Source organism: Pseudomonas citronellolis (genome assembly GCF_001586155.1).
GTDB classification, from domain to species: domain Bacteria; phylum Pseudomonadota; class Gammaproteobacteria; order Pseudomonadales; family Pseudomonadaceae; genus Pseudomonas; species Pseudomonas citronellolis.
Genome location: NZ_CP014158.1, coordinates 4,847,259 through 4,868,516, shown reverse-complemented (window position 1 = coordinate 4,868,516; position 21,258 = coordinate 4,847,259). Strand labels below are relative to the sequence as shown.

The following is a 21,258-nucleotide window of genomic DNA, read 5'->3' as shown; positions in this document are numbered from 1 at the left end:
AGGCTCCATTCACGGGGATTCACAGGGATTCACAGGGGTTGCGCAGTGGCGGCCGCCGCGCGCGGGCGGCTGCCGAGGATCAGGGGCAGGGACAGCGCGGTGAGCGCGGCGGCGCCCAGCAGCAGGCCGTGGAAGCCGCCGTCGGCGCCGATCAGCCGCCCGCCGAGGGCCGGGCCCAGGGCCAGGCCGGCGCCTATCACCAGGTTGCTCAGGCTCATCAGCCGGCCGCTGGCGTCCAGCTCGGCGAGGCAGGCGAGGATGAAGGGCAGGGCATAGGTCCAGGTGAACTTGAACAGCAGCGCGGCCAGGGCGAAGCGCGCCAGGCCCGGAGCGCCGAGCAGCAGGAGGATGGCCAGGGCCATCAGCGCGAAGCCGGCGGCCAGCTGGCCCTCGCGGCGCCAGCGCTCGCCCGCCAGGCTGGCGCAGGTGGCGCCGGCGATGCCGGCCAGGGTGGCCACGGCCAGCACCTCGCCGCCCAGGGTGGCGGCCAGCCCGGCGCGCTCGCCGATGGCGCCGACGAAGGTCCAGACCGCGCTCAGGGCGACGTAGAAACCCAGCAGGCCGAGGATGGCGGCGGCGATCTTCCAGCGCGGCGCCTCGACGGTCCTGCGCGGGCCGGCGGCGGTCATGGCGCCGCTCGGCAGGGCGCGCACCAGCGGCAGCGCCAGCAGCATCAGCGCGGCCAGGGACAGGTAGCCGGCGCCCAGGCCGTAGGCCTGGTACAGGCGCGGCAGCACGGCCAGGCCGACGGCGCCGAGCACCAGTTGGCCCAGCACCCAGATGCCGTAGGCGCGGCTGGGGTTGGGCATGCCGGCGGCGCAGGACAGGCAGAGGATCATCAGCGAGCCGCCGCAGAAGGCGCTGAGGGCGCGCAGCACGAGCAGCGCCTGGTAGCCGCCGGCGTTCGCCGAGGCCAGGTTGGCGAGGATGAAGCCCAGCGCCGCCAGCAGCCCGGCCAGGCGCCAGTCCACGCGCCTGAGCCAGAACAGCGAGGGCAGGGTGGCCAGGCTCATGGCGCCCAGTTCGACGGCGAACAGGTCGCCGATGCGCGCCGGCTCCAGGTGCAGTTGCGCGGCCAGTTGGCTGGCGATGGCCGGGGCGGTGAGCAGCACCGCGGGGGTGATGGCGGCGAACAGCACCACGGCCGCCAGCAGGGCCGGCGAGGGAATGCGCGGAACAGTCATGGCGGCGACCTCAGAAGGCATGGACGAAGCGCAGCAGCAGGTTGTCCTGGGCATACGCGTTGGCGGTGGAGACATTGCGGGTGAGGCCGAGCAGCACCTGGTTGCGCTTGTCCAGCCAGTGGCCGACCTCGAAACCGGCCTGGGTGTAGCGCTGGTGGCTGTCGTCTATGTCGTGGCCGCCCAGGCGCAGGGCGCCGCCGTCGGCGGCGATCAGGCGCAGCGCGGCGTAGGTGGCGGGGGTGAAGTCGTAGGAGGCGAAGGCCTGCAGGCGGTACAGCGGCTTCTGTTCGAGGGTGGCGCCGAGGTAGTCGTCGTTGTTGCCGTAGAGCTGGGCTTCCAGGTTGGCCTCCAGCACCCAGTTCTCGCCCACGCCGCGGGTGTAGTTGTAGTTCAGGTGCAGCGCCCAGCGGTTGGCGCCGGGCGACACGCCCGGGTCCTTGGCGTGGTATTCGCCCAGGGGCAGGCTGACCAGGGCCAGCAGGCCGCTGTAGGTGCGCGTCTGCGGCTCGTCGATGAAGAGCAGCGTGCCGCCCACCTGTGGGTCGCCCACCCCGCGTTCGCGGCTGCGTTCGGCGGCGCCGGGGCCGCGCGCCTCGATGTCGGCGTAGGGCACGATGAACTGCGGCGTGCACAGGCGCCCGCAGATGTCGCTGAACCACAGCTGGCGGTAGGCCAGGGCGTTCACCTTGAGGTCGGCCTTGCCGCTGCTGTCCGCCGCGCCGTGGTAGTCGTCGGAGCGCGTCAGCGGCAGGTAGGTCACCCCCAGGCTGGTGCCCACGGGGGCGGAAAAGAAGTCGCGGGCGTTGAGGTCGGCGGCCTGGGCCGGGCCGAGGTACAGCGCGCCAAGGGCGCAGAGCGAAAGGCTTCGGTGCAGCTTCATGGTGGTTTTCTTCTTCTGTCGGTGAGGCGGGCGAAAGCCTCCCCTGGCGCCGCGCGCGGGCGCGGCGTCGGGATGTGGAGGCGTTGGGGAAATGCGGCCGGCTATCAGCCGGGCGGGTGGTGCAGCAGCTGGGCGATGCCGGCCTTGCCGTTGACGCCGAGCTTGCTGTAGATGCTGCGGATGTGGTGGCGCACGGTGTTCGGCGCCAGGCCCAGGTCGCGGGCGATTTCCTTGTAGGTGCTGCCCAGGCCGAAGCGCTGCGCCACCTCGGCCTCGCGGGTGCTCAGGCGGGCCATGGCCGGGCACAGGCGGGCGCTGAGCAGCAGCAGGTCGTGCACGGCGGTGGCCTGCAGTTGCAGGTGCTGGCCGCTGTAGCCGGCGGCCGGGTCGACCTCTGCCGGCAGGCGCGGGCCGGTCCAGCGCGGCCATTCGCGCAGCAGCAACTCGACGAAGCCGCGCTCGGCACAGTGCAGCAGGCCATGCCGGTCGCACACCGCCAGGGCCAGCGGGTTGGGCGCGTCCAGGCGCTCGCGCAGAGCCACCAGGGCGCGGATCTGGTTGGCCCCTTCGGCGGCCACCAGGTGCGGCATCATCTGGTCCACCAGGAAGCGCTCGCTGGCGTCGAAGGGGCGCGCGCCGGCGCGGCGGTACAGGCTCAGGTGCAGGCTGAGCTGGGTGCGCGGGTCGATGTGGATGATGCAGAGGAATTCGCCGAAGCCGTGGCGCTCGGCCAGCCAGCGCAGGCCGGGGGTGCAGTCGGCGGCGTGGGTGTCGATGCGCACCGAGTGGCCGGGCGTGGCGTAGACGCGCTTGACGGTGATGTCCTGGTGGCGGATCGCCTGCCAGTCCTCCAGGTAGCTGTCCGGCAGCCGGTAGAGGTGGCTGCTGTGCTCCAGCGGCAGGCCGTCGACCAGGGCCGCGCGGCCCCACCAGGCCATGTCGAAGTCCAGCAACTGCTGCAGGCGGCCCATGGCGGCGGCGTGGAAGCCGGGCAGCGCGCATTCCTGGGCCAGGCGCTGGAGGTCCAGGACCAGGGCGTTGAATTCGCTGAAGCGCTGGGCGCCGAAGGACAGGTCGAGGGTGCTGCTCATGGGGTTCCCCTGCTGCGACTTTAGTTGTTGTTGTCAGTCATCAGTGAGCGGCCGGGTGTCGGGACGACAGGGCAGGGCCTGGGGCTGAGTATCCGCATCGCGGCGCGCGCGCACCATCCTGCAGATGCAGGATGGGCGGGTGGTTCAGGCCAGCGCGGCACTGCTTTCCGGCAGGGTGGCGCCGCCGTCCACCACCAGTGTCTGGCCGGTGATGTAGGCGGCGGCGTCGGAGGCGAGGAAGAGCATGGCGTTGGCGATGTCCGCCGGCTGGCCGAGGCGGCCCAGGGGGATGCCGGCGGCGATGCGCGCTTCCAGTGCTGCGTCGCCCAGGTTGGCCATGGCCGGGGTGTGGATCATCCCCGGCTCCACGCCGTTGACGCGGATGTTGCGTGGCGCCAGTTCCAGCGCGGCATTGCGGATGAAGCCGTTGACCCCGGCCTTGGACGCCGCGTAGTGGCTCAGCCCCGGGTAGGCCACCCGGTTGCCGGTGACCGAGGAGGTGGCCAGCACGCAGCCGCCGCCGCGCGCGGCGAACAGCGGCAGGGCGGCCTGGGTCAGCCAGAACAGCGCGCCCAGGTTCACCGCCAGGGTGCGCTGCAGCAGCTGCGGGGTGATGGCGGCGAAGTCGGTCAGCGGGAAGTAGGCGGCGTTGTGCACCAGCACGTCCAGGCCATCGAGCCCGGCGAGGGCGGTGGCGATGGCCGGTGGATCGGCCAGGTCCACCGCCAGCGCCCGTGCCTCGTGGCCCTGGCTGCGCAGTTCGCTGGCCAGGGCTGCGACGGCCTGCTCCTGGCGGTCGAGCAGCAGCAGCGAGGCGCCGGCTGTGGCGAAGCCCTCGGCGATGCGGTGGCCGATGCCCTGGGCCGCGCCGGTGACCAGCACGCGCCGGCCGCTGAAGTCGAAGCGCGTCATGGCTGGTTCTCCATGCGTTCGAAGGCGAGGGTGGGCAGGTCCACCACGCTGGCGCCGCCGTCGGCCACCAGGCAGGCGCCGGTGACGATGGCCGCCGCCTCGCTGGCGAGGAACTGGCACAGCCCGGCGATCTCGTCCGCCGTGGCCGGGCGGCGCAGCGGCACCTCGGCGGTGACCCGCGCGTAGGCGGCGTCCAGGCTTTCGCCATGGTGCTGCATCAGCGGCTGCATCTCGGCGTCGGCCATGGGCGTGCGCACCCAGCCGGGGCACAGGGCGTTGACGCGCACGCCACGCGGGCCGTAGTCACGCGCCAGGGAGCGCATCAGCCCGAGCAGCGCGTGCTTGGCGACGGTGTAGCCGCACACGCCGGGCCCGGCCACCAGGGAAGCGATGGAGCCCACCAGCACCATGTTGCCGCGCCGTTCCAGCAGCGATGGCAGGCAGGCGCGGGCGCTGGCGAAGGCGCTGTCGAGGTTGCCGCGCAGGGCGTCGCGCCAGGCCTGGTCGCTGGTCTCGCCGGCCGCGCCCAGGCCGTGGCCGCCGGCGCAGGCGACCAGCACGTCGATGCCGCCGAAGGCCGCTTCGATGCGCTGCACGAAGCCCTGCCAGGTTTCGCCGTCGGCGGCGTCGCCGGCCAGCACCAGGCCGCCGCACCGGGCGGCGACCTGCTCCAGGGCCTCGCGGCGGCGGCCGATCAGCACCACCTTGTCGCCCGCTTCGGCGAAGCGCCGCGCGCAGGCAGCGCCTATGCCGGTGCCGGCGCCGGTGATGACGACGACGCGGCCGCTCACGGGTACACCGTGCGGTTGAGTTCGTCGCAGTAGGAGGCGACCGGGAAGTTGGACAGGTCGTCGAAGCCGCTGCCGGCGTAGCCGAAGATCTTGCCGTCGCTGCGGTGCTGCTGCAGGTCGATCATCACCAGGCCGAGGGTGGGGACGATCTTCTCGCGCCAGACGAACAGGTACAGCTGCTCGGCGACCTTGTAGTAGTGGCAGCGGTCGGTGTCGCACAGCCCGGCCTCGACGCCGGCCAGGCACTGCCAGGTGTAGAAGCCGTCGTTCAGGTAGATGTGCTCGTAGACCTCGGTGGGGCTGTAGCGGTAGCGGTTGCGCAGGCCCACCAGTTCGCTGCTCGGCGTGTGCGGGCAGGCGCCTTGCTGCCAGGGGCGGTCGAGGCTGCCGTGGAGGATCTGCACTTGCACGCCGGTCAGTTCCTTGCCGGCCAGGGCGCGGGCGTAGAGGCCTTCGCCGGTCTCGGCGGCGTCGGGCAACTGGCCCAGCACGGCGGTGAAGGACTGGCTGTGGCGGTCCAGCACCAGGCTGACCGACCAGGCCTGGCCATCCTCGCGCTTGATGAAGTCGACCAGGACGATGCCGGGGCGCACCGAGGTGGCGCGGTAGGCCGCCTCGCCCGCGGAGTGGCCGTCGGCGGCGCGCCAGCGGGTGGTCTCGGCGTCGAACCGGTGCTCGATGCGCCAGCCGTTGGCGAAGTGCAGCTCCAGGCGCTGCCCGGCGAGGTCGGCCAGGCGCGGCAGGATGAAGGCCTCGGGGGCGAAACCCTCGGCGAGGGCGCCGACGGTGATCCAGTCGGAAGAAGCGGTCATGGGGGGACTCCTGTGTTGATGGAGACCCCATGCTGCGCGGCGGGGCGCGCGGGGAACATCAACCGGATGGTTGATCCAGGAACAGCCGCACCAGTAGCTCGGTGCGGCTGGCCACGCCGGCCTTGCGGAACAGGTGGATGAGGTGCGTCTTCACCGTGGCCAGGCCCAGGCCGAGCTGGCGCGCCAGGTCCTTGTTGCTGGCGCCGTCGCGCAGCAGCAGGGCGATCTCGCGTTCGCGCGGGGTGAGCTGGGCGAGGGCGTCGTGGCTGCGGGACAGGGCCTGGGCGGCCAGCTCCAGCAGCCCCTGCAAGGCCCGCAGGCGGTCGAGTTCGTCGCTGGAGAAGGGCGCTTCGCCAACGCGCCGTAGCAGCGAAAGCCCGGCCAGGGGGCGGCCGCGGTCGGCGGCGATGACTTCCACCACGTCGATCACCCCGTTCCGGCGCAGGAAGCCGTGGTAGCGCTCGCGCTGGTCGCCGGGCTGCTGCGCCATGCCCACCGCCAGCGGCACCACCGGCAGGCCGGTGGCCAGGCAGGCGCCGGGGCGCAGTGGGTCGAGGCGGTGGTAGTGGTCGAGGTAGTCGGCGTGCATCTGCCGGCCCATGCCGAGCAGTTGGAAGTCGCAGGCCTGCAGGTCGGCGTCGATGCGGTAGAAGGCGGCGCGGGTGGCGGGGACCAACTGGTGGAAGCTGTGCAGGCAGCGTTGGCCGATCTGTTCGGGGGTGGGCATGGGCTGGGTCCTGCGTGGGGGTGGGGTGAGGTGCCTGAGGGTAGCTTGTTTTTCCCTCTCCCTAACCCTCTCCCTGAAGGGAGAGGGGACCGTTGGGCAGGGTTGGATGTTCTGGCGTCAGCCGGCAACGCCAAATGCTTCCGGCTGAAACCAGGCCTCCTCTCGGCACGGGCTAGCTCCCTCTCCCTTCAGGGCGGGGCGCGCAGCCGAGGGCTGGGGAGAGGGGCTCTTCAGGCTCCCGAACCAGCCCTCAAACCACCGCGTAGTAATGCTTCACGAACCCCTCCCCCAACACCTCCCAAAGCACCTGCGTGCCCTTGGTCACGAACCAGCTGTCCCCGGTCTTGTACAACTGGCTCTGCCCGGTGGCCTCGTCGGTCAGCCGCACCTCGCCGCTGACCACAATGGCCTGTTCGTTGAAGGGATAGGTCATGCGGAACTTGCCGCCGGTGGTGCCGAAGTAGGCGGCGCTGACCGGGTCGGTGGGGGCGCCGGCGGTCATCTTGCCGAAGGCGCGGACCTCGCCTTCGAGGATTTCCGAGCCGAGGTCGGCCACGGTGCCCCAGGCGTCCAGTTGGTCGAGGGTGATGCCTTGCTTGATGGGGGTGAGTGCCATGTGCTTGCTCCTGTGCAAGTGAAGGAAAGAGGGTTCAGCGGCGCCCGGACCAGTAGCCGGACACCTGGTGCCAGGTCTTGCCGGCGCTGAGCAGCAGCGGGCGGAACTGGTCCTTGCCGTGGACGCGGATGCGCCGCACCGAGCTGATCAGGTCGTAGCGCGCCGAGCCTTCGCTCATGCCCTCGGCCAGCACCTTGCAGATGATGTGGCTGGGGGTGACGCCGAAGCCGGAGTAGCCCTGCACGAAGAAGGCGTTGGGGCGGCCGGGCAGGGCGCCGATCTGCGGGAACAGGTTGGGGCTGCAGGCCATAGGGCCGCCCCAGGCGAGGTCGATCTTCACGTTCTCCAGGTAGGGGAAGATCTTCAGCATCAGCGCCCGGTTCCAGGCCTTGAGGTCGCGCGGGATGTGCTCGATGAAGGGCGTGGCGGCGCCGAACAGCAGGCGGTTCTCGCGGGTCACGCGGTAGTAGTCGATGACCGGGCGGATGTCGCTGTAGGCGCCGCGGATCGGGCTGATGCGCTGGATGAGCTCGTCCGACAGCGGCTCGGTCATCATCTGGAAGGCGTAGGTGTTGATGGTGCTCTTGTGCAGCTCCGGCTCCAGCTTGTTGAGGAAGCTGTCGCAGGCCCAGAGCAGCTTGCCGGCCTTCACCGAGCCCTTGGCGGTGCGCACGGTGATGCGCTCGCCGTAGGTCACGTCCAGCGCCGGGCTGTATTCGAAGATCTTCACCCCGTGGCTGGCCAGGGCCTTGGCCTCGCCGAGCAGCAGGTTGAGCGAGTGCACGTGGCCGCCGCCCATGTGCAGCAGGGCGCTGGAGTAGGCGTCGGAGCCGATGATCTGGCGCACCTCGGAGCCGTCCAGGTAGCGGATCTCATGGGTGGAGTTCAGCGACTTGAACTCCTTCTCCCAGGCCCGCAGGGTCTTCGCCTGGCGGGCGTTGAAGCCCATGTAGCCGTAGCCGTGGCAGAAGTCGGCGTCGATGCCGTACTTCTGGATGCGGCCCTTGATGATGTCGGCGCCCAGGTCGCTGATCTCGAAGATCTGCCGCAGGCCGTCCTCGCCGACGTCCTTCCTGATCTTCTCCAGGTCGTGGCCGATGCCGGCCATGATCTGCCCGCCGTTGCGCCCGGTGCCGCCGAAGCCGAGGTAGCGCGCCTCCAGCACGACGATGTTGGCGATGCCCTTCTCGGCCAGCTCCAGGGCGGTGTTGATGCCGGAGAAGCCGCCGCCGATCACGACGACGTCGGCCTCCAGGTCCGCCTCCAGGGAGGGGAAGGACAGGTCGTATTTCTTGGTCGCGGTGTAGTAGGTGGGGGTCTCGATGTTGATCATGACTGCAGCCTGGAACCGAGGGAAAAGGGCGCGGCCGCTGCCGCGCGGATGGCCCTATTAGGGGCCGCGGCGCCCATTCCTGTCTTGACCCTGGCTGCCCGGCCACTTGTCCGGGACTGACAGCGGCGGCTCAGCCGGCCAGCAGTTGCTCCACGCGCTCGACGGCGGCGCGGGCGCAGAGCATGTCCTGCGCCTCGGAGGCGCCGGAGACGCCGACCGCGCCTATGACCACCTCGCCCAGGCGCAGCGGCTCGCCGCCGCCGAACAGCACCAGCCCGGTCTGCAGCGGCAGGCCCTGGCGCACGGTGGGCGCGCTCTGTTCCAGGTAGGCCTGCCAGTCGCCGGTGGGTTTGTCGAAGGCGGCGGCGGTGCCGGCTTTCTTCAGGGCGATTTCGCGGCACGGCTGCGCGGCGCCATCCATGTGCGCGGTGAGCACCGGCAGGCCGCTGGCGTCGACCAGCGCGATGCTGAGCCGCAGGCCCAGTTCCTCGGCGCGCGCGAGCGCGGCCTGCAGCGCCTGCTGGGCGAGGTTCAGGGTGAGGTGTGCCTGCTGGCGGACGAGTGCGGTCATCGAGGGGACTCCGAGTGGGAAGGTGGCGGGGCGGATCATGACCGAAAGGGGGCGGGGCTTTGCAAGGGCCAGGAAAATCCTTGCCTGGGCGCCGCCCGCCAGCCGCGCCTTCCCGCGCGGGCCTGGCGGGCGGCGGGGGCTTCAGTACACCGAGGGGGCGGACGGGGCCTGGGGCTGGGCGCCGCCCTTGAACTTGCCGGCCAGCTCGCGCAGCGAGCGCATCAGCAGGCTGGTGTCCACGCCCACGGCGACGAACTTCGCGCCCAGCTCCAGGTAGCGCCGCGCCAGCTTCTCGTCGGCGCTGAGGATGCCGGCGGCCTTGCCGGCGCGCTGGATGCGGGCGATGGCGTCTTCGATGGCGGCCTGCACTTCCGGGTGCCCGGGGTTGCCGCGCTGGCCCATGGCCGCGCTGAGGTCGGCCGGGCCGATGAACACGCCGTCGACGCCGTCCACCGCGGCGATGGCGTCGAGGTTGGCCAGGCCTTCGAGGTTTTCCACCTGCACCAGCAGGCACATCTGCGCGTCGGCTTCGTCGAGGTAGCCGGGGATGCTGTTCCAGCGCGAGGCGCGGGCCAGGGCGCTGCCCACGCCGCGCACGCCGAACGGCGGGTAGCGCATGGCGCGCACCAGCTCACGGGCCTGCTCGGCGGAATCCACCATGGGCACCAGCAGCGTCTGCGCGCCTATGTCGAGCAGTTGCTTGATCAGCGCCGTGTCGCCGAGCACCGGGCGGATGATCGGCTGCACCGGGTAGGGCGCCACCGCCTGCAGCTGGCCGAGCAGGCTGCGCAGGTCGTTGGGCGCGTGCTCGCCGTCGATCAGCAGCCAGTCGAAGCCGGCGTTGGCCGCCAGCTCGGCGCAGTAGGGATCGGCCAGGCCGAGCCAGAGGCCGATCTGGGCTTCGCCGGATTGCAGGCGTTGTTTGAAGGTATTGAAGGGGGGGGGCATGGGAGGTCCTTGGTGGAAGGCTGAAGCTGGAAGCTGGAAGCTGGAAGCTGGAAGCTAGAAGCTAGAAGCTAGAAGCTAGAAGCTAGAAGCTAGAAGCTAGAAGCTAGAAGCTAGAAGCTAGAAGCTAGAAGCTAGAAGCTAGAAGCTAGAAGCTAGAAGCTAGAAGCTAGAAGCTAGAAGCTAGAAGCCGGAGCCGCTCTGACTTCCAGCTTCAGGCTTCCAGCTCAAACTCATCCAAACCGGCAAGAGATGCTGCCGAGCTGATCGTAATCGACGTGGAAGGTATCGCCGGGCGCCGCCGCCACCGGGCGGGTGAAGGAGCCGCCGAGGATTACCTGGCCGGGTTCCAGGGTGACGTCGTAGGGGGCCAGCTTGTTGGCCAGCCAGGCCACGCCCTTGGCTGGGTGGTTGAGCACCGCGGCGGAAACGCCGGATTCCTCGATCACGCCGTTGCGGTAGAGGATCGCCGGCACGCGGCGCAGGTCGATCTCGGTCGGGCGCACCGCGCGGCCGCCCATGACCACGCCGGCGTTGGCGGCGTTGTCGGAGATGGTGTCGAAGACCTTGCGCGTGACCTTGGTCTGCGGGTCCACCTGCTGGATGCGCGCGTCGATGATCTCCAGCGCCGGGATCACCCACTCGGTGGCCTCCAGCACGTCGAACAGGGTGACGTTCGGGCCCTTCAGCGGCTTGCCGAGGATGAACGCCAGCTCCACTTCCACCCGCGGCACGATGAAGCGCTCGAAGGGGATGTCGCTGCCTTCGTCGAAGAACATGTCGTCGAGCAGGGCGCCGTAGTCCGGCTCGGTGATGTTCGACGAGACCTGCATGGCGCGGGAGGTCAGGCCGATCTTGTGGCCTTTCAGCACGCGGCCATCGGCGATCTTTTTCTGCACCCAGGCGCGCTGGATGGCGTAGGCGTCCTCGATGGCGATGTCCGGGTAGTCGAGGGAGAACTGCCGCACCTGCTGGCGCGAACGCTCGGCGGCGTCGAGGCGGGCGGCGGCTTCCTGGATGAGGCTGGAGTCGAGCATGGCGATATCTCTTTAGCGGGGGTTGACCACGGCGGCCGGGGTGCGCAGGACCAGGGCGGCGCCGAGGGCGATGAGGATGGCCAGCAGGTACAGGGCCAGGCTGGAGCTGTGGGTGGTGTCGCGCATCCAGCCGATGAAGTAGGGCGCGGCGAAGGCGGCGATGCTGCCGAAGGAGCTGATCAGGGCGATGCCGGCGGCCTGGGCGCGGTCGGCGAGGAAGGCCGGCGGCAGTTGCCAGAACATCGGCAGCGCGGCGCTGGCGCCCATGCCGGCGAGCACCAGCCCGGCCAGCACCAGCCAGGCGCTGCTCGGCGCGAGGCCGGTCAGGGCCAGGCCGGCGGCGGCCAGCAGCAGCGGCACGGCGAGGTGCCAGCGGCGTTCGCGGCGGCGGTCGGAGGAGCGCCCCAGGGCGATCATGAACACGCAGCCGGCGAGGTACGGCAGGGCGCTGAGCAGGCCGACGCGGCCGTCGGAGCCGATGCCGGCGCCGTGGATCAGGCTGGGCATCCAGAACGCCAGGGTGTTCACCGCCAGCATCACCGCGAAGTAGATGGCCACCAGCAGCCAGACCTGGCGATCGTGGAAGATGCCGGCGAGGGAGGTGATCTGCTTGCGTCGTTCCTCGCCCTGCATCTCCGCGCGCAGGCCGGCCTTCTGCTCGTCGCTGAGCCAGGCAACGCGTTCGAAGCTCTCCGGCAGGCGGCGCCAGACCAGCAGGCCGAGCAGCACCACCGGCAGGCCCTCGGCGAGGAACATCCACTGCCAGCCGCGCAGCCCGAGGAAGTCGTGGAAGCCCTCGAGGATGCCGCCGGACAGCGGCCCGCCGATCACCCCGGCCATGGGCACGGCGATGGCGAACAGCGCGGTGACGCCGGCGCGGCGGCGCGCCGGGAACCAGCGGTTGATGTACACCAGTATGCCGGGGAAGAAGCCGGCCTCGGCCACCCCCAGCAGCAGGCGCAGGCTGTAGAAGCCGGCCGCGCTCTGCACCAGCAGCATGGCGGTGGACAGCAGGCCCCAGGTGACCATCAGGAAGGCGATCCAGCGGCGCGGGCCGACGCGCTCCAGCATCAGGTTGCTGGGTACGCCGAACAGCGCGTAGGCGACGAAGAACAGCCCGGCGCCCAGGCCGTAGACGGTGTCGCTGAAGTGCAGGTCGGCGCTCATCTGCAGCTTGGCGAAGCCGATGTTGATGCGGTCCAGGTGGGCGAAGACGTAGCAGATCAGCAGCAGCGGCATCAGGCGCCAGACCACGCGGGCGTGGGTGGCGTCGCTGCCGGCGGGCAGGGCGGCGGAGGGCTGTGCGGCGGAGGGCAGGGTGGCGGTGCTCATGGTCTTGTCTTTGTTCTGCGAGTGGCCGGGGGCGCGGCGGGCTTCAGCCCGCCTGGCCGTTGAGGAAGGCGTGGACGTTGTTCTGCTTGTAGTTGAGCTCGGCGTTCAGCTCGCTCATCTCGAAGGACAACGCCAGCAACCGGCGCGCCTGGAGGTCGGCGAAGTGCGCCTTGATCACCTCGAACAGTGCGTCGGCGACCTGCCTGCGGGTGGCCAGGTCGCGCCCGGCGCCCACCTTCAGGCTCATGTGGACGAAGGCGTAGTCGTGCGCGCCGTCGGCCATGCGCCAGGTGTCCAGGCGCACGGCGCGGCTGCGGATGCCGCCGAGCGGGAACACCCCGCTCGCGCCGAGGCAGGCGTGGACCTTCTCGAACAGGCCGGGCAGGTCGGCCTCGGTTTCGATGTTGTGCGTGTACTCGGCGATGAAGTGCGGCATGGCGGGCTCCTCAGAGGCGGCTGGCGGACGGGTTGCCGGCGGGGTTGGAGGCCTGGGCGGCGGGGATCGCCGAACCGTCCTGCGGGGTGACCGGGAACAGGGCGTTGATCTGCCCGGTGCCGGAGGAGCCGAAGTAGGGCGTGACCACCTCGGCCTTGCCGTCGTAGTCCGACCAGCCCAGCGCGCCGAGGAGCATGGCGGTGTCGTGCATGAAGCCTTCGCCGTGGCCCTTGGCCGCGTACTCCGGGAGCATGCCGCAGAAGGCCTGCCAGTCGCCGCGCTGCCACATCCGCACCACCTCGTGGTCAAGGGTTTCCAGGAAGGGGCTCCAGACCTTGTCGGCGAATTCCGGGGCCTGGCCGTTCTGGGCGAAGCGGTGGGTCAGCGAGCCGCTGGCGAGGAAGGCCACGGTGCCGTCGTAGTGCTCTTCCACCGCCTTGCGCATGGCCCAGCCCAGGCGCGCGCTGTCGTTGAGGTAGTGCACGGTGCACAGCGCCGAGACCGAGACCACCTTGAAGTGCTGGTCGGCGTTCATGTAGCGCATCGGCACCAGGGTGCCGTACTCCGGGCCGAGGGTGGTGGCGTCGTGGGCCAGCACGTCCACGCCCATGGCGTTGCAGCCCTCGGCGAGGATGCGCCCCAGCTCGGGGTTGCCGGGGAACTCGTACTCCATGTTGGCGATGAAGTGCGGCAGCTCGTTGCTGGTGTACAGTCCCTGGAAGTGCGGCGCGCAGTTGATGTGGTAGCCGGCGTTGACCAGCCAGTGGGTGTCGAACACCACGATGGTGTCCACCCCCAGCTCACGGCAGCGGCGGCCGATCTCCTTGTGGCCGTCGATCGCCGCCTGGCGGCAACCCTGGCGCGGGCCGGGCAGTTCGGAGAGGTACAGCGAGGGAACGTGGGTGATCTTGGCAGCCAGAGCGAGTTTGCCCATGGTGGTTCTCCTGGTGCGGGGCGCCTGCGCTGGGGCGCCCGGATTCTTGTGATTGTGGCTGCACGCCGGCGATGCAGGCGGCCTGGGCGGCCGCTCTCATCGGGCCGCCTTTTTACACGCCCCAGCGGGGGATGTGGTGGCTGCCCATGGAAATGCACACGTTCTTGATCTCGGCGAACACCTCGAAGCTGTACTCGCCGCCCTCGCGGCCGGTGCCCGAGCCCTTCACCCCGCCGAACGGCTGGCGCAGGTCGCGCACGTTCTGGCTGTTGATGAATACCATGCCGGCCTCGATGCCGCGCGCCAGGCGGTGGGCCTTGCCGATGTCCTGGGTCCAGATGTAGGAGGCCAGGCCGTATTCGGTGTCGTTGGCCAGGCGCAGGGCCTCGGCCTCGTCCTTGAACTTCAGCAGGCAGACCACCGGGCCGAAGATTTCTTCCTGGGCGATGCGCATGCGGTTGTCCACGTCGGCGAACACCGTGGGCTGCACGAACTGCCCGCGGGCCAGGTGCGCCGGCAGGTTGGCCGGGCGTTCCAGGCCGCCGGCGACCAGGCGCGCGCCTTCTTCCATGCCGATACGGATGTAGCCGGTGACCTTGTCGTAGTGCTGCTGGGTGATCATCGAGCCGACCTGGGTCTTCGCATCCTGCGGGTCGCCGACGATCAGGCGCTTGGCGCGGGCGGCGAACTCTTCGACGAAACGCTCGTACACGCTCTCCTGGATGAAGATACGGCTGCCGGCGGTGCAGCGCTCGCCGTTCAGCGAGAAGATGGTGAAGAGCGCGGCGTCCAGGGCGCGGTCCAGGTCGGCGTCGTCGAAGATCAGCACCGGCGACTTGCCGCCCAGCTCCATGGAGTACTTCTTCAGGCCGGCGGTCTGCATGATCTTCCGGCCGGTGGCGGTGCCGCCGGTGAAGGAGATGGCGCGCACGTCGGGGTGGCGCACCAGGGCGTCGCCGGCGGTGGCGCCATAGCCCTGCACCACGTTGAGCACGCCCGGCGGGATGCCGGCTTCCAGGGCCAGGCGGCCCAGCTCGTTGGCGGTCAAGGGCGACAGCTCGCTCATCTTCAGCACCGCGGTGTTGCCCAGGGCCAGGCAGGGCGCGGTCTTCCAGGTGGCGGTCATGAACGGCACGTTCCACGGCGAGACCAGGCCGCACACTCCCACCGGCTGGTACAGGGTGTAGTTGAGCATCTGGTCGTCCACCGGGTAGCTGTGGCCGTCCATGCGCGTGCAGACCTCGGCGAAGAACTCGAAGTTGTGCGAGGCGCGGGGGATCAGCACGTTGCGCGTCTGGTGGATCGGCAGGCCGGTGTCGAGGGTTTCCAGCTCGGCGAGGTTGGGCACGTTCGCATCGATCAGCTCGCCCAGCTTGCGCATCAGCTTGGCGCGTTCCCTGGCCGGGGTGTTGGCCCATTTCGGGAAGGCTTCCTTGGCCGCGGCCACGGCCATGGCGATTTCCTCGGCGCCGCCGCTGGCGACTTCGGCTATCACCTCGGTGGTGGCCGGGTTGATGGTCTGGAAGACTTCTTTGCTCTCGACCTCGCGGCCGTTGATCCAGTGCTTGATCATGCTTGTATCTCTATCTCGATTAGGGACGGGCGCGGTTCGCGAAGAACTCGGCCTCGCTGACGATGCGGTTGACCAGGCGGCCGACGCCTTCCACTTCCACCACCACTTCATCGCCCGGCACCACGTCGGCCAGGCCTTCCGGCGTGCCGGTGGCGATCATGTCGCCCGGCTGCAGGGTCATGAAGCTGGAGAAGTATTCGATCAGGTAGGGGATGTCGAAGATCATGTCCGCGGTGGTGCCTTCCTGCTTCAGCTCGCCGTTGACCCAGGTGCGCAGCTTCAGCTTCGACGGATCGGCCACGTCGGCGGCGTCGACTATCCACGGGCCGACCGGGGTGGTGGCGTCGCGGTTCTTCACCCGCAGGTTGGGGCGGTAGTAGTTCTCCAGGTAGTCGCGGATGGCGTAGTCGTTGCAGACGGTGTAGCCGGCCAGGTAGGCGAGGGCGTCCTCGCGCCTGACGTTGCGCGCCGGCTTGCCGATCACCGCCACCAGCTCGCACTCGTAGTGCATGTAGGCGACGTCGTCCGGGCGCCAGGTGACCTGGTTGTGGCCGGTGTAGGTGCCTTTGGACTTGATGAACGCCAGCGGCTCGGTGGGCGCCTTGAAGGCCAGTTCGGCGGCGTGGTCGGCGTAGTTCAGGCCGAGGGCGAACATGCTCCCTTCGGCCGGCGGCAGCCACTGCACCTCGTGCTCGCCGAGCAGGCGGCCATCGGCCAGGCGCACGGCGTTGTCGGCTTCCACGGTCACTGCGTGGACTTCGCCCCGGTAGCGGATGCGTGCGTGTTTCATCTCAGGCTTCCTCCGCCACGACGTGATTGACCAGGCGGCCGAGACCTTCGATCTCCACCACCACTTCGTCGCCCGGCTGCACGTCGACGCGGCCCTCGGGGGTGCCGGTGATGAGCACGTCGCCGGCGTGCAGGGTCATGAACTCGCTGATCTCGGCGATCAGTTTGGGAATGCTGCGCACCAGGTTGGCGGTGCTGTTCTGCTGGCGCACTTCACCGTTGACCAGCAGGCGCAGCGGCAGGGCGTGCGGGTCGGCGATCTCGTCGCGGTCGACCACTTCGCTGCCCAGCGGGCAGAAGCCGTCGCGGCACTTGGCCTTGACCGCCGGGCGGTAGTAGCTGTCTTCCGGCAGGCTGAATTCGTTGACGATGACGTAGCCGGCCACGTAGGCCATGGCCTCGTCCTCGCTGACGCGGCTGGCGTCGCGGCCGAGCACCACGCCCAGGGCCGGGCCCGGCTGCAGGCGCTCGATGCCGGCGGGGAAGACCACCGCCTGGCCGTCGCCGTTACGGGTGTTCGGCGTCTTGATGAACAGCACCGGCTTGACCGGCGGCTTCTGGTAGGGCGGCTGCTGGAATTCCTCCAGCCGGCTGTGCAACAGGCCCTGGTAGTTCAGCGCGACGCCGAACAGGGTGCCCGTTGCGGCTTCGCTGATAGCGCGACGCATGGCTTCGTTCTCCTGCTTCACCCGGGCCGTGGATACCCGGGTATCGTTAACATGTTAGCGTTATAGTTAATATGTTAACTATGGTCAAGCCTCGTCCATCGGGGCCTGGTTTCGCTACGGGCATTGGAGCAGGCGTGCCGGCGCCGGGATTGTCCGGCGCTGCCATGGCCTTGACCCACGCTGCCAGGGCGTCGCTCGGGTCGTCGCAGGGTTTGCCTATGCAGGGGCTATGCTGGTTAAAATCTTTCCTATTTTCAGTCGAGTAGCCCATCTACATGTCCACGCCGCGTCCGTCCCTGACCCTCACCCTGCTGCAGGCCCGCGAGGCCGCCATGGCTTTCTTCCGCCCCTCGCTCAACCAGCACGACCTGACCGAGCAGCAATGGCGCATCGTGCGCATCCTCCGCCAGCAGGGCGAGATGGAGATCTACCAGCTGGCGCAGCAGGCCTGCATCCTCAAGCCGAGCATGACCGGCGTGCTGGCGCGCATGGAGCGCGACGGCCTGGTGCGCCGCTGGAAGTCCGAGCACGACCAGCGCCGCGTGCTGGTGTGCCTGAGCGAAAAGGGCCAGCAGTGCTTCGTGGCCATGAGCGGCGACATGGAGAACAACTACCGGCGTATCCTCGAACAGTTCGGCGAGGACAAGCTGCAGCAACTGCTGGGGCTGCTGGACGAGCTGAAGAAGATCAAGCCCTGATTCCGCGCTCCTGCCGGCATACAGGTAGGTAACGCCATGGCCCGCGCCCCCATCCCCAACATCGACATCGGCCAAGTCTACGACCTGCGCTACAGCGATTCCGAGGTGCACTACGAGGAGCTGGGCAAGCTGGCCGACTTCTTCGGCCGCAACATGCCGGTGCACCGCCACGACCGCTTCTTCCAGGTGCACTACGTCAAAAGCGGCTCGGTGCGCGTGTACCTCGACGAGCAGCTCTACCACCGCCAGGGCCCGCTGTTCTTCCTCACCCCGCCGACCATCCCCCACGCCTTCGTCACCGAGAACGACGCCGACGGCCACGTGCTGACCGTGCGCCAGCAACTGCTCTGGCCGCTGCTGGCGCCGGAGCAGGGCCTGGCCGCCGGGCCGGACATCGGCCCGGTGTGCGTGGCCTTCGACCAGCTGGACGAGACCTTCGCCGGCGAGGTGGCACGGGTGGATGGTCTGTTCGAGCTGCTGCGCGAGGAATTCCGTGGCGAGCGCCCCGGCCGCGAGCTGGCCCTGGCCGACCTGGTGCGGCTGATCTTCGTCAGCCTGCTGCGCCTGTCGGCGCGTTCGCTCAAGGCGCAGCCCATGCGCCGCGAGGACCTGCGCCTGTTCCAGCGCTTCAACCAGCTGATCGAGCAGCACTACCCCGAGCACTGGCCGCTGACGGCCTACGCCGAACGCATCGGCGTGACCGAGGCGCGGCTGAACGACATCTGCCGGCGCGTCGCCGGGCTGCCGTCCAAGCGCCTGGTCCACGAACGGCTGATGCAGGAGGCGCGGCGCCTGCTGCTGTTCAGCGGCAGCTCGGTGAACGAGATCTGCTACCAGCTGGGGTTCAAGGACCCGGCCTACTTCAGCCGCTTCTTCGCCCGCAACGCCGGGATGGCGCCGGGGGAGTACCGGCAGCGTAGGGCGGGTGACAAGGAAGAAGCCTGGCGGTAGGTGGGTGCTGCTGCTGCTGGCTTTTCGTAGGAGCGAGCTTGCTCGCGAACAGCGGTGTCAGGTTCGGCAACGGAGCGTAATCGAAGTCCGTAACCCTCTCCCCAGCCCTCTCCCTGAAGGGAGAGGGGGCTTGTCCGTGCCGAGAGGAGGCCTGGAGTCAGCCGGCGATCCCAGTGCTAGCCGGCTGACTCCAGAGCAGCAGCGTCTGCCCAACGGTCCCCTCTCCCTTCAGGGAGAGGGTTAGGGAGAGGGCGCTCTCAAACCCAACCCCCATAGCCACCGACGAACCCCGTTCGCGAGCAAGCTCGCTCCTACGAAAAGCATCCCGTTGCCCCGACAGAAACCCGTGGCTTCCGGTCTTTTGGTTAACTTGTTAACTTTATGCTCCGCCCCCACCCGGACCCTCCCATGGCCACCCCAGCCCACCCCCAGCGCCTGATCCTGCCCCTGGCCGCGCTGGTCGCCTTCGCGCCCCTGTCCATCGACACCTACCTCCCCAGCCTGCCGCTGATCGCCGCCGATCTGGCCGCCGGCGCCGCCGAGGTGCAGTTGACCATCAGCCTGTTCCTCGCCGGCCTGTGCCTGGGCATGCTGTTCTACGGGCCGCTGTCGGACCGCTTCGGCCGCCGGCGCCTGCTGCTGGGCGGCATCTGCCTGTACCTGCTGGCCACCCTCGGCTGCCTGTTCGCCGGCACGGCTTCGGCGCTGATCGCCTGGCGTTTCTTCCAGGCCCTGGGCGGGGCGGCGGCCTCGGTGCTGGCGCGGGCCATAGTGCGCGACCTGTTCCCCCTGCAGCAGTCGGCGCGGGTGCTTTCGCTGATGCACCTGGTGACCATGCTCGCCACCCTGGTGGCGCCGCTGCTGGGCAGCCTGCTGGCCCAGGCCGCCGGCTGGCGCGCGGTGTTCGCCGTGCTCTTCGCCTTCGCCGTGCTGTGCCTGCTCACGGTGCTGTGGCGGATTCCCGAGAGCCTGCCGGCGGCGCATCGCGGGCAGTCGGTGGCGCAGGTGTTCCGCGCCTACGGGCGCATCCTCCTGCAGTCCAGGGCGCTGGGCTACATGCTGTGCATGGGCTTGTCGTTCGGCGGCATGTTCGCCTTCATCACCGCTTCGCCCTTCGTCTACATCGAGCATTTCGGCGTGTCCCCGCAGGCCTATGCCTGGCTGTTCAGCCTGAACATCGCCGGCATCATCCTGGCCACCAGCCTCAATGCGCGCCTGGTGGGGCGGCTCGGGCCGCAGCGGATGCTCGCCTGCGGCGCTGCCATGGCCGCGTTGGCGGGGACGCTCCTATTGGTCTGCGGCTTCACCGGCTGGGGCGGGTTGCCGGCGCTGGTGCTGGGCGTGCTGCTCTACGTCAGCGTCACCGGCCTGCTCGGCGCCAACTGCGTGGCCAGCCTGCTGGCGCTGTTCCCGCGCGAGGCCGGGGCCGCCGCCGGGCTGGCGGTGACCGGGCAGTTCGCCCTGGGCACGGCGTGCAGCGCGCTGGTCGGCGCGCTTTCCGATGGCAGCCCCTGGCCGATGTGCCTGGTGGTCGGCGGCGCCGGCATCGGCTGCCTGCTGGCCTTCCTCCTGGCCCGCCGGCACGCTCCGCAACCCTTGGCGGAAGCGGCCTGAGCTAGGCCGGCTGCTGTTCCGTCCGCGCCGTGCGGCGCAGGCCCTGCCAGGCGCAGTAGGCCAGCAGCAGGGCGCCGGCCGCGGCCATTGCCCAGGGCCCGCCGTAGCGCGCCGCCAGCAGCCCGGCGAGCAGGCCGCCGATGGCGTCGAAGCCGAAGCGGGTGGCGGTGTAGATCGACACCACGCGGCCGCGCAGCGCTTCCGGCGCGCTGCTCTGGATGACGATGTTGGTGCCGACGTTGTTCACCGTGACGCCGAAACCCAGCACCGCCATGGCCGCCAGCGACAGCGGCAGATCGCGGCTGAGGGCGAACGCCAGCAGCGCGCCGGCGCTGGCCAGGGCGGAGAGCAGGATTATCCGCGGCAGCCGCGCCGGGTCCTGGTGCTGGGCCAGGAACAGGCTCGACAGCAGCGAGCCGAAGCCGGCCGCGCCCCACAGCCAGCCGAGGGTGCGCGCATCGCCGGTGAAGACGTCGCGGGCGAACACCGGCAGCAGCGCCGCGTAGCTGGAGGCGGTGAGGTTGACCAGCAACACGCCGAGCATCAGCCGGCGCACGCTCGGGGTGCGCAGGGCGTAGTCCAGGCCCTCGCGGAACACGCTGCCCATGCTGCCGCTGGCGCGCACCCCCGGCGCCAGGCGCACCCGCAGCAGGCCGGCCACCAGCGCCAGGTAGGACAGGGCGTTGAGGGCGAAGCACAGGCTTTCGCTGGTCAGCCCCAGCAGCAGCCCGGCCAGCGGCGGGCCGACGAAGCGCGAGCAGGTGAACAGCGAGGCGTTCAGCGCCAGGGCGTTGGGCAGGTCGGCGCGGTCGTCGACGAAGCGGCTGAGCAGCGACTGCCGCAGCGGCGTGTCGAAGGCGCTGAGCACGCCGAGCAGCGCCGACATGCCGACGATCAGCGCCGGGGTGATCAGCCCGCCGGCGGTCAGCCCGGCCAGGGCCGCGGCCTGCAGGGCCATCAGGCTCTGGCTGGCGAGCAGCAGGCGGCGCTTGTCGTGGTGGTCGATCCAGGCCCCGGCCAGGGGGCCGATGAACAACTGCGGCAGCAGCGCCACGCAACTGGTGATGCCCAGCAGCGCCGCCGAGCCGGTCAGCCGGTAGACCAGCCAGGCCAGCGCCACCTGCTGGACCCAGGTGCCCAGGGTGGAGACCGCATGGCCGGCGAAGTACAGGCGGAAGTTGCGGTGGCGCAGCGCGCGCAGGCTGTTCGGCCAGGAACGGGAAGCGGACATCGGCGGCTCGCTCGGGCGGAGGGCGGATGAGGGAAGGGCGTCATGATAACGGAAAAATTCCGTCAGAACGTTCAGATGTTAACGAAAGCCGCGCGGCGCCTGGCCCGGCGCCGGTTTCGCTGGTTCCAGGGGC

The 21,258-nt window shown here is 69.8% G+C and carries 22 protein-coding genes; 3 read left to right on the top strand and 19 right to left on the bottom strand.

Annotated features, from left to right (window positions below; all coding sequences use genetic code 11):
• Positions 1–29 precede the first annotated feature (29 nt).
• The 18 genes from PcP3B5_RS21140 to PcP3B5_RS21055 all read right to left on the bottom strand — a co-directional run bounded on the left by PcP3B5_RS21140 (position 30) and on the right by PcP3B5_RS21055 (position 16,631).
• Complete coding sequence (locus tag PcP3B5_RS21140) at positions 30–1,184, bottom strand: MFS transporter (RefSeq protein ID WP_043314776.1); 1,155 nt, start codon at positions 1,182–1,184, stop codon at positions 30–32.
• 10 nt (positions 1,185–1,194) lie between these two features.
• Positions 1,195–2,064: a transporter gene (locus PcP3B5_RS21135; protein ID WP_043314775.1), complete on the bottom strand. Its 870-nt coding sequence runs from the start codon at positions 2,062–2,064 to the stop codon at positions 1,195–1,197.
• Positions 2,065–2,168: 104 nt separating this feature from the next.
• Positions 2,169–3,155, bottom strand: coding sequence for a response regulator transcription factor (locus PcP3B5_RS21130; protein ID WP_061562320.1), 987 nt, complete (start codon positions 3,153–3,155; stop codon positions 2,169–2,171).
• 144 nt (positions 3,156–3,299) lie between these two features.
• Positions 3,300–4,067, bottom strand: coding sequence for an SDR family oxidoreductase (locus PcP3B5_RS21125; protein ID WP_043314773.1), 768 nt, complete (start codon positions 4,065–4,067; stop codon positions 3,300–3,302).
• Positions 4,064–4,858 (bottom strand): SDR family NAD(P)-dependent oxidoreductase, encoded by a 795-nt coding sequence (locus PcP3B5_RS21120; RefSeq protein WP_043314771.1) that lies wholly within the window; start codon positions 4,856–4,858, stop codon positions 4,064–4,066. The genes PcP3B5_RS21125 and PcP3B5_RS21120 overlap by 4 nt, the downstream gene beginning before the upstream one ends.
• The gene (locus PcP3B5_RS21115; RefSeq protein WP_043314770.1) at positions 4,855–5,670 is read right to left on the bottom strand and encodes a molybdenum cofactor biosynthesis F family protein; all 816 of its coding nucleotides are present in this window, start codon (positions 5,668–5,670) and stop codon (positions 4,855–4,857) included. Before PcP3B5_RS21115 ends, PcP3B5_RS21120 begins: the two co-directional genes overlap by 4 nt.
• Before the next feature lie 58 nt (positions 5,671–5,728).
• Positions 5,729–6,397: a helix-turn-helix transcriptional regulator gene (locus tag PcP3B5_RS21110; RefSeq protein WP_043314769.1), complete on the bottom strand. Its 669-nt coding sequence runs from the start codon at positions 6,395–6,397 to the stop codon at positions 5,729–5,731.
• Between the two features lie 250 nt (positions 6,398–6,647).
• Entirely contained in the window at positions 6,648–7,013 is a 366-nt protein-coding gene (locus PcP3B5_RS21105) for a cupin domain-containing protein (RefSeq protein ID WP_043314768.1), read from the bottom strand.
• Between the two features lie 34 nt (positions 7,014–7,047).
• Positions 7,048–8,346, bottom strand: coding sequence for an NAD(P)/FAD-dependent oxidoreductase (locus PcP3B5_RS21100; protein ID WP_009621664.1), 1,299 nt, complete (start codon positions 8,344–8,346; stop codon positions 7,048–7,050).
• A gap of 130 nt (positions 8,347–8,476) precedes the next feature.
• On the bottom strand, positions 8,477–8,917 hold the full coding sequence (locus PcP3B5_RS21095) for a GlcG/HbpS family heme-binding protein (protein WP_043314767.1): 441 nt from the start codon (positions 8,915–8,917) through the stop codon (positions 8,477–8,479).
• Between the two features lie 141 nt (positions 8,918–9,058).
• Complete coding sequence (hpaI, locus tag PcP3B5_RS21090) at positions 9,059–9,865, bottom strand: 4-hydroxy-2-oxoheptanedioate aldolase (RefSeq protein WP_043270793.1); 807 nt, start codon at positions 9,863–9,865, stop codon at positions 9,059–9,061.
• A 230-nt stretch (positions 9,866–10,095) separates the two neighbouring features.
• A complete protein-coding gene (gene hpaH, locus PcP3B5_RS21085) occupies positions 10,096–10,899 on the bottom strand; it encodes a 2-oxo-hept-4-ene-1,7-dioate hydratase (RefSeq protein WP_043314765.1) in 804 nt (267 codons plus the stop codon).
• Positions 10,900–10,911: 12 nt separating this feature from the next.
• Positions 10,912–12,231: an MFS transporter gene (locus tag PcP3B5_RS21080; protein WP_061562319.1), complete on the bottom strand. Its 1,320-nt coding sequence runs from the start codon at positions 12,229–12,231 to the stop codon at positions 10,912–10,914.
• Positions 12,232–12,274: 43 nt separating this feature from the next.
• Complete coding sequence (locus PcP3B5_RS21075) at positions 12,275–12,667, bottom strand: 5-carboxymethyl-2-hydroxymuconate Delta-isomerase (protein ID WP_009621675.1); 393 nt, start codon at positions 12,665–12,667, stop codon at positions 12,275–12,277.
• 10 nt (positions 12,668–12,677) lie between these two features.
• Positions 12,678–13,601: a 3,4-dihydroxyphenylacetate 2,3-dioxygenase gene (gene hpaD / locus PcP3B5_RS21070; RefSeq protein ID WP_043270787.1), complete on the bottom strand. Its 924-nt coding sequence runs from the start codon at positions 13,599–13,601 to the stop codon at positions 12,678–12,680.
• Between the two features lie 112 nt (positions 13,602–13,713).
• A complete protein-coding gene (hpaE, locus tag PcP3B5_RS21065) occupies positions 13,714–15,174 on the bottom strand; it encodes a 5-carboxymethyl-2-hydroxymuconate semialdehyde dehydrogenase (protein ID WP_009621678.1) in 1,461 nt (486 codons plus the stop codon).
• A gap of 19 nt (positions 15,175–15,193) precedes the next feature.
• A complete protein-coding gene (locus PcP3B5_RS21060) occupies positions 15,194–15,964 on the bottom strand; it encodes a fumarylacetoacetate hydrolase family protein (RefSeq protein ID WP_061562318.1) in 771 nt (256 codons plus the stop codon).
• Position 15,965: 1 nt separating this feature from the next.
• Positions 15,966–16,631 (bottom strand): fumarylacetoacetate hydrolase family protein, encoded by a 666-nt coding sequence (locus PcP3B5_RS21055; protein ID WP_061562317.1) that lies wholly within the window; start codon positions 16,629–16,631, stop codon positions 15,966–15,968.
• A 275-nt stretch (positions 16,632–16,906) separates the two neighbouring features.
• Between PcP3B5_RS21055 and hpaR the strand changes: the two genes are divergently transcribed.
• From hpaR to PcP3B5_RS21040, 3 genes are all read left to right on the top strand, one after another.
• Positions 16,907–17,329 carry a homoprotocatechuate degradation operon regulator HpaR gene (gene hpaR, locus PcP3B5_RS21050; RefSeq protein ID WP_043270783.1) on the top strand — a complete coding sequence of 141 codons (423 nt, stop codon included), beginning with the start codon at positions 16,907–16,909 and terminating at the stop codon, positions 17,327–17,329.
• Between the two features lie 36 nt (positions 17,330–17,365).
• A complete protein-coding gene (gene hpaA / locus PcP3B5_RS21045; RefSeq protein ID WP_009621686.1) occupies positions 17,366–18,280 on the top strand; it encodes a 4-hydroxyphenylacetate catabolism regulatory protein HpaA in 915 nt (304 codons plus the stop codon).
• A 408-nt stretch (positions 18,281–18,688) separates the two neighbouring features.
• On the top strand, positions 18,689–19,894 hold the full coding sequence (locus tag PcP3B5_RS21040) for a Bcr/CflA family multidrug efflux MFS transporter (protein WP_061562316.1): 1,206 nt from the start codon (positions 18,689–18,691) through the stop codon (positions 19,892–19,894).
• A gap of 1 nt (position 19,895) precedes the next feature.
• Here the strand turns inward: PcP3B5_RS21040 and PcP3B5_RS21035 are convergent, their stop codons facing one another.
• Positions 19,896–21,125: an MFS transporter gene (locus PcP3B5_RS21035; RefSeq protein ID WP_061562315.1), complete on the bottom strand. Its 1,230-nt coding sequence runs from the start codon at positions 21,123–21,125 to the stop codon at positions 19,896–19,898.
• Between the last annotated feature and the right edge of the window lie 133 nt (positions 21,126–21,258).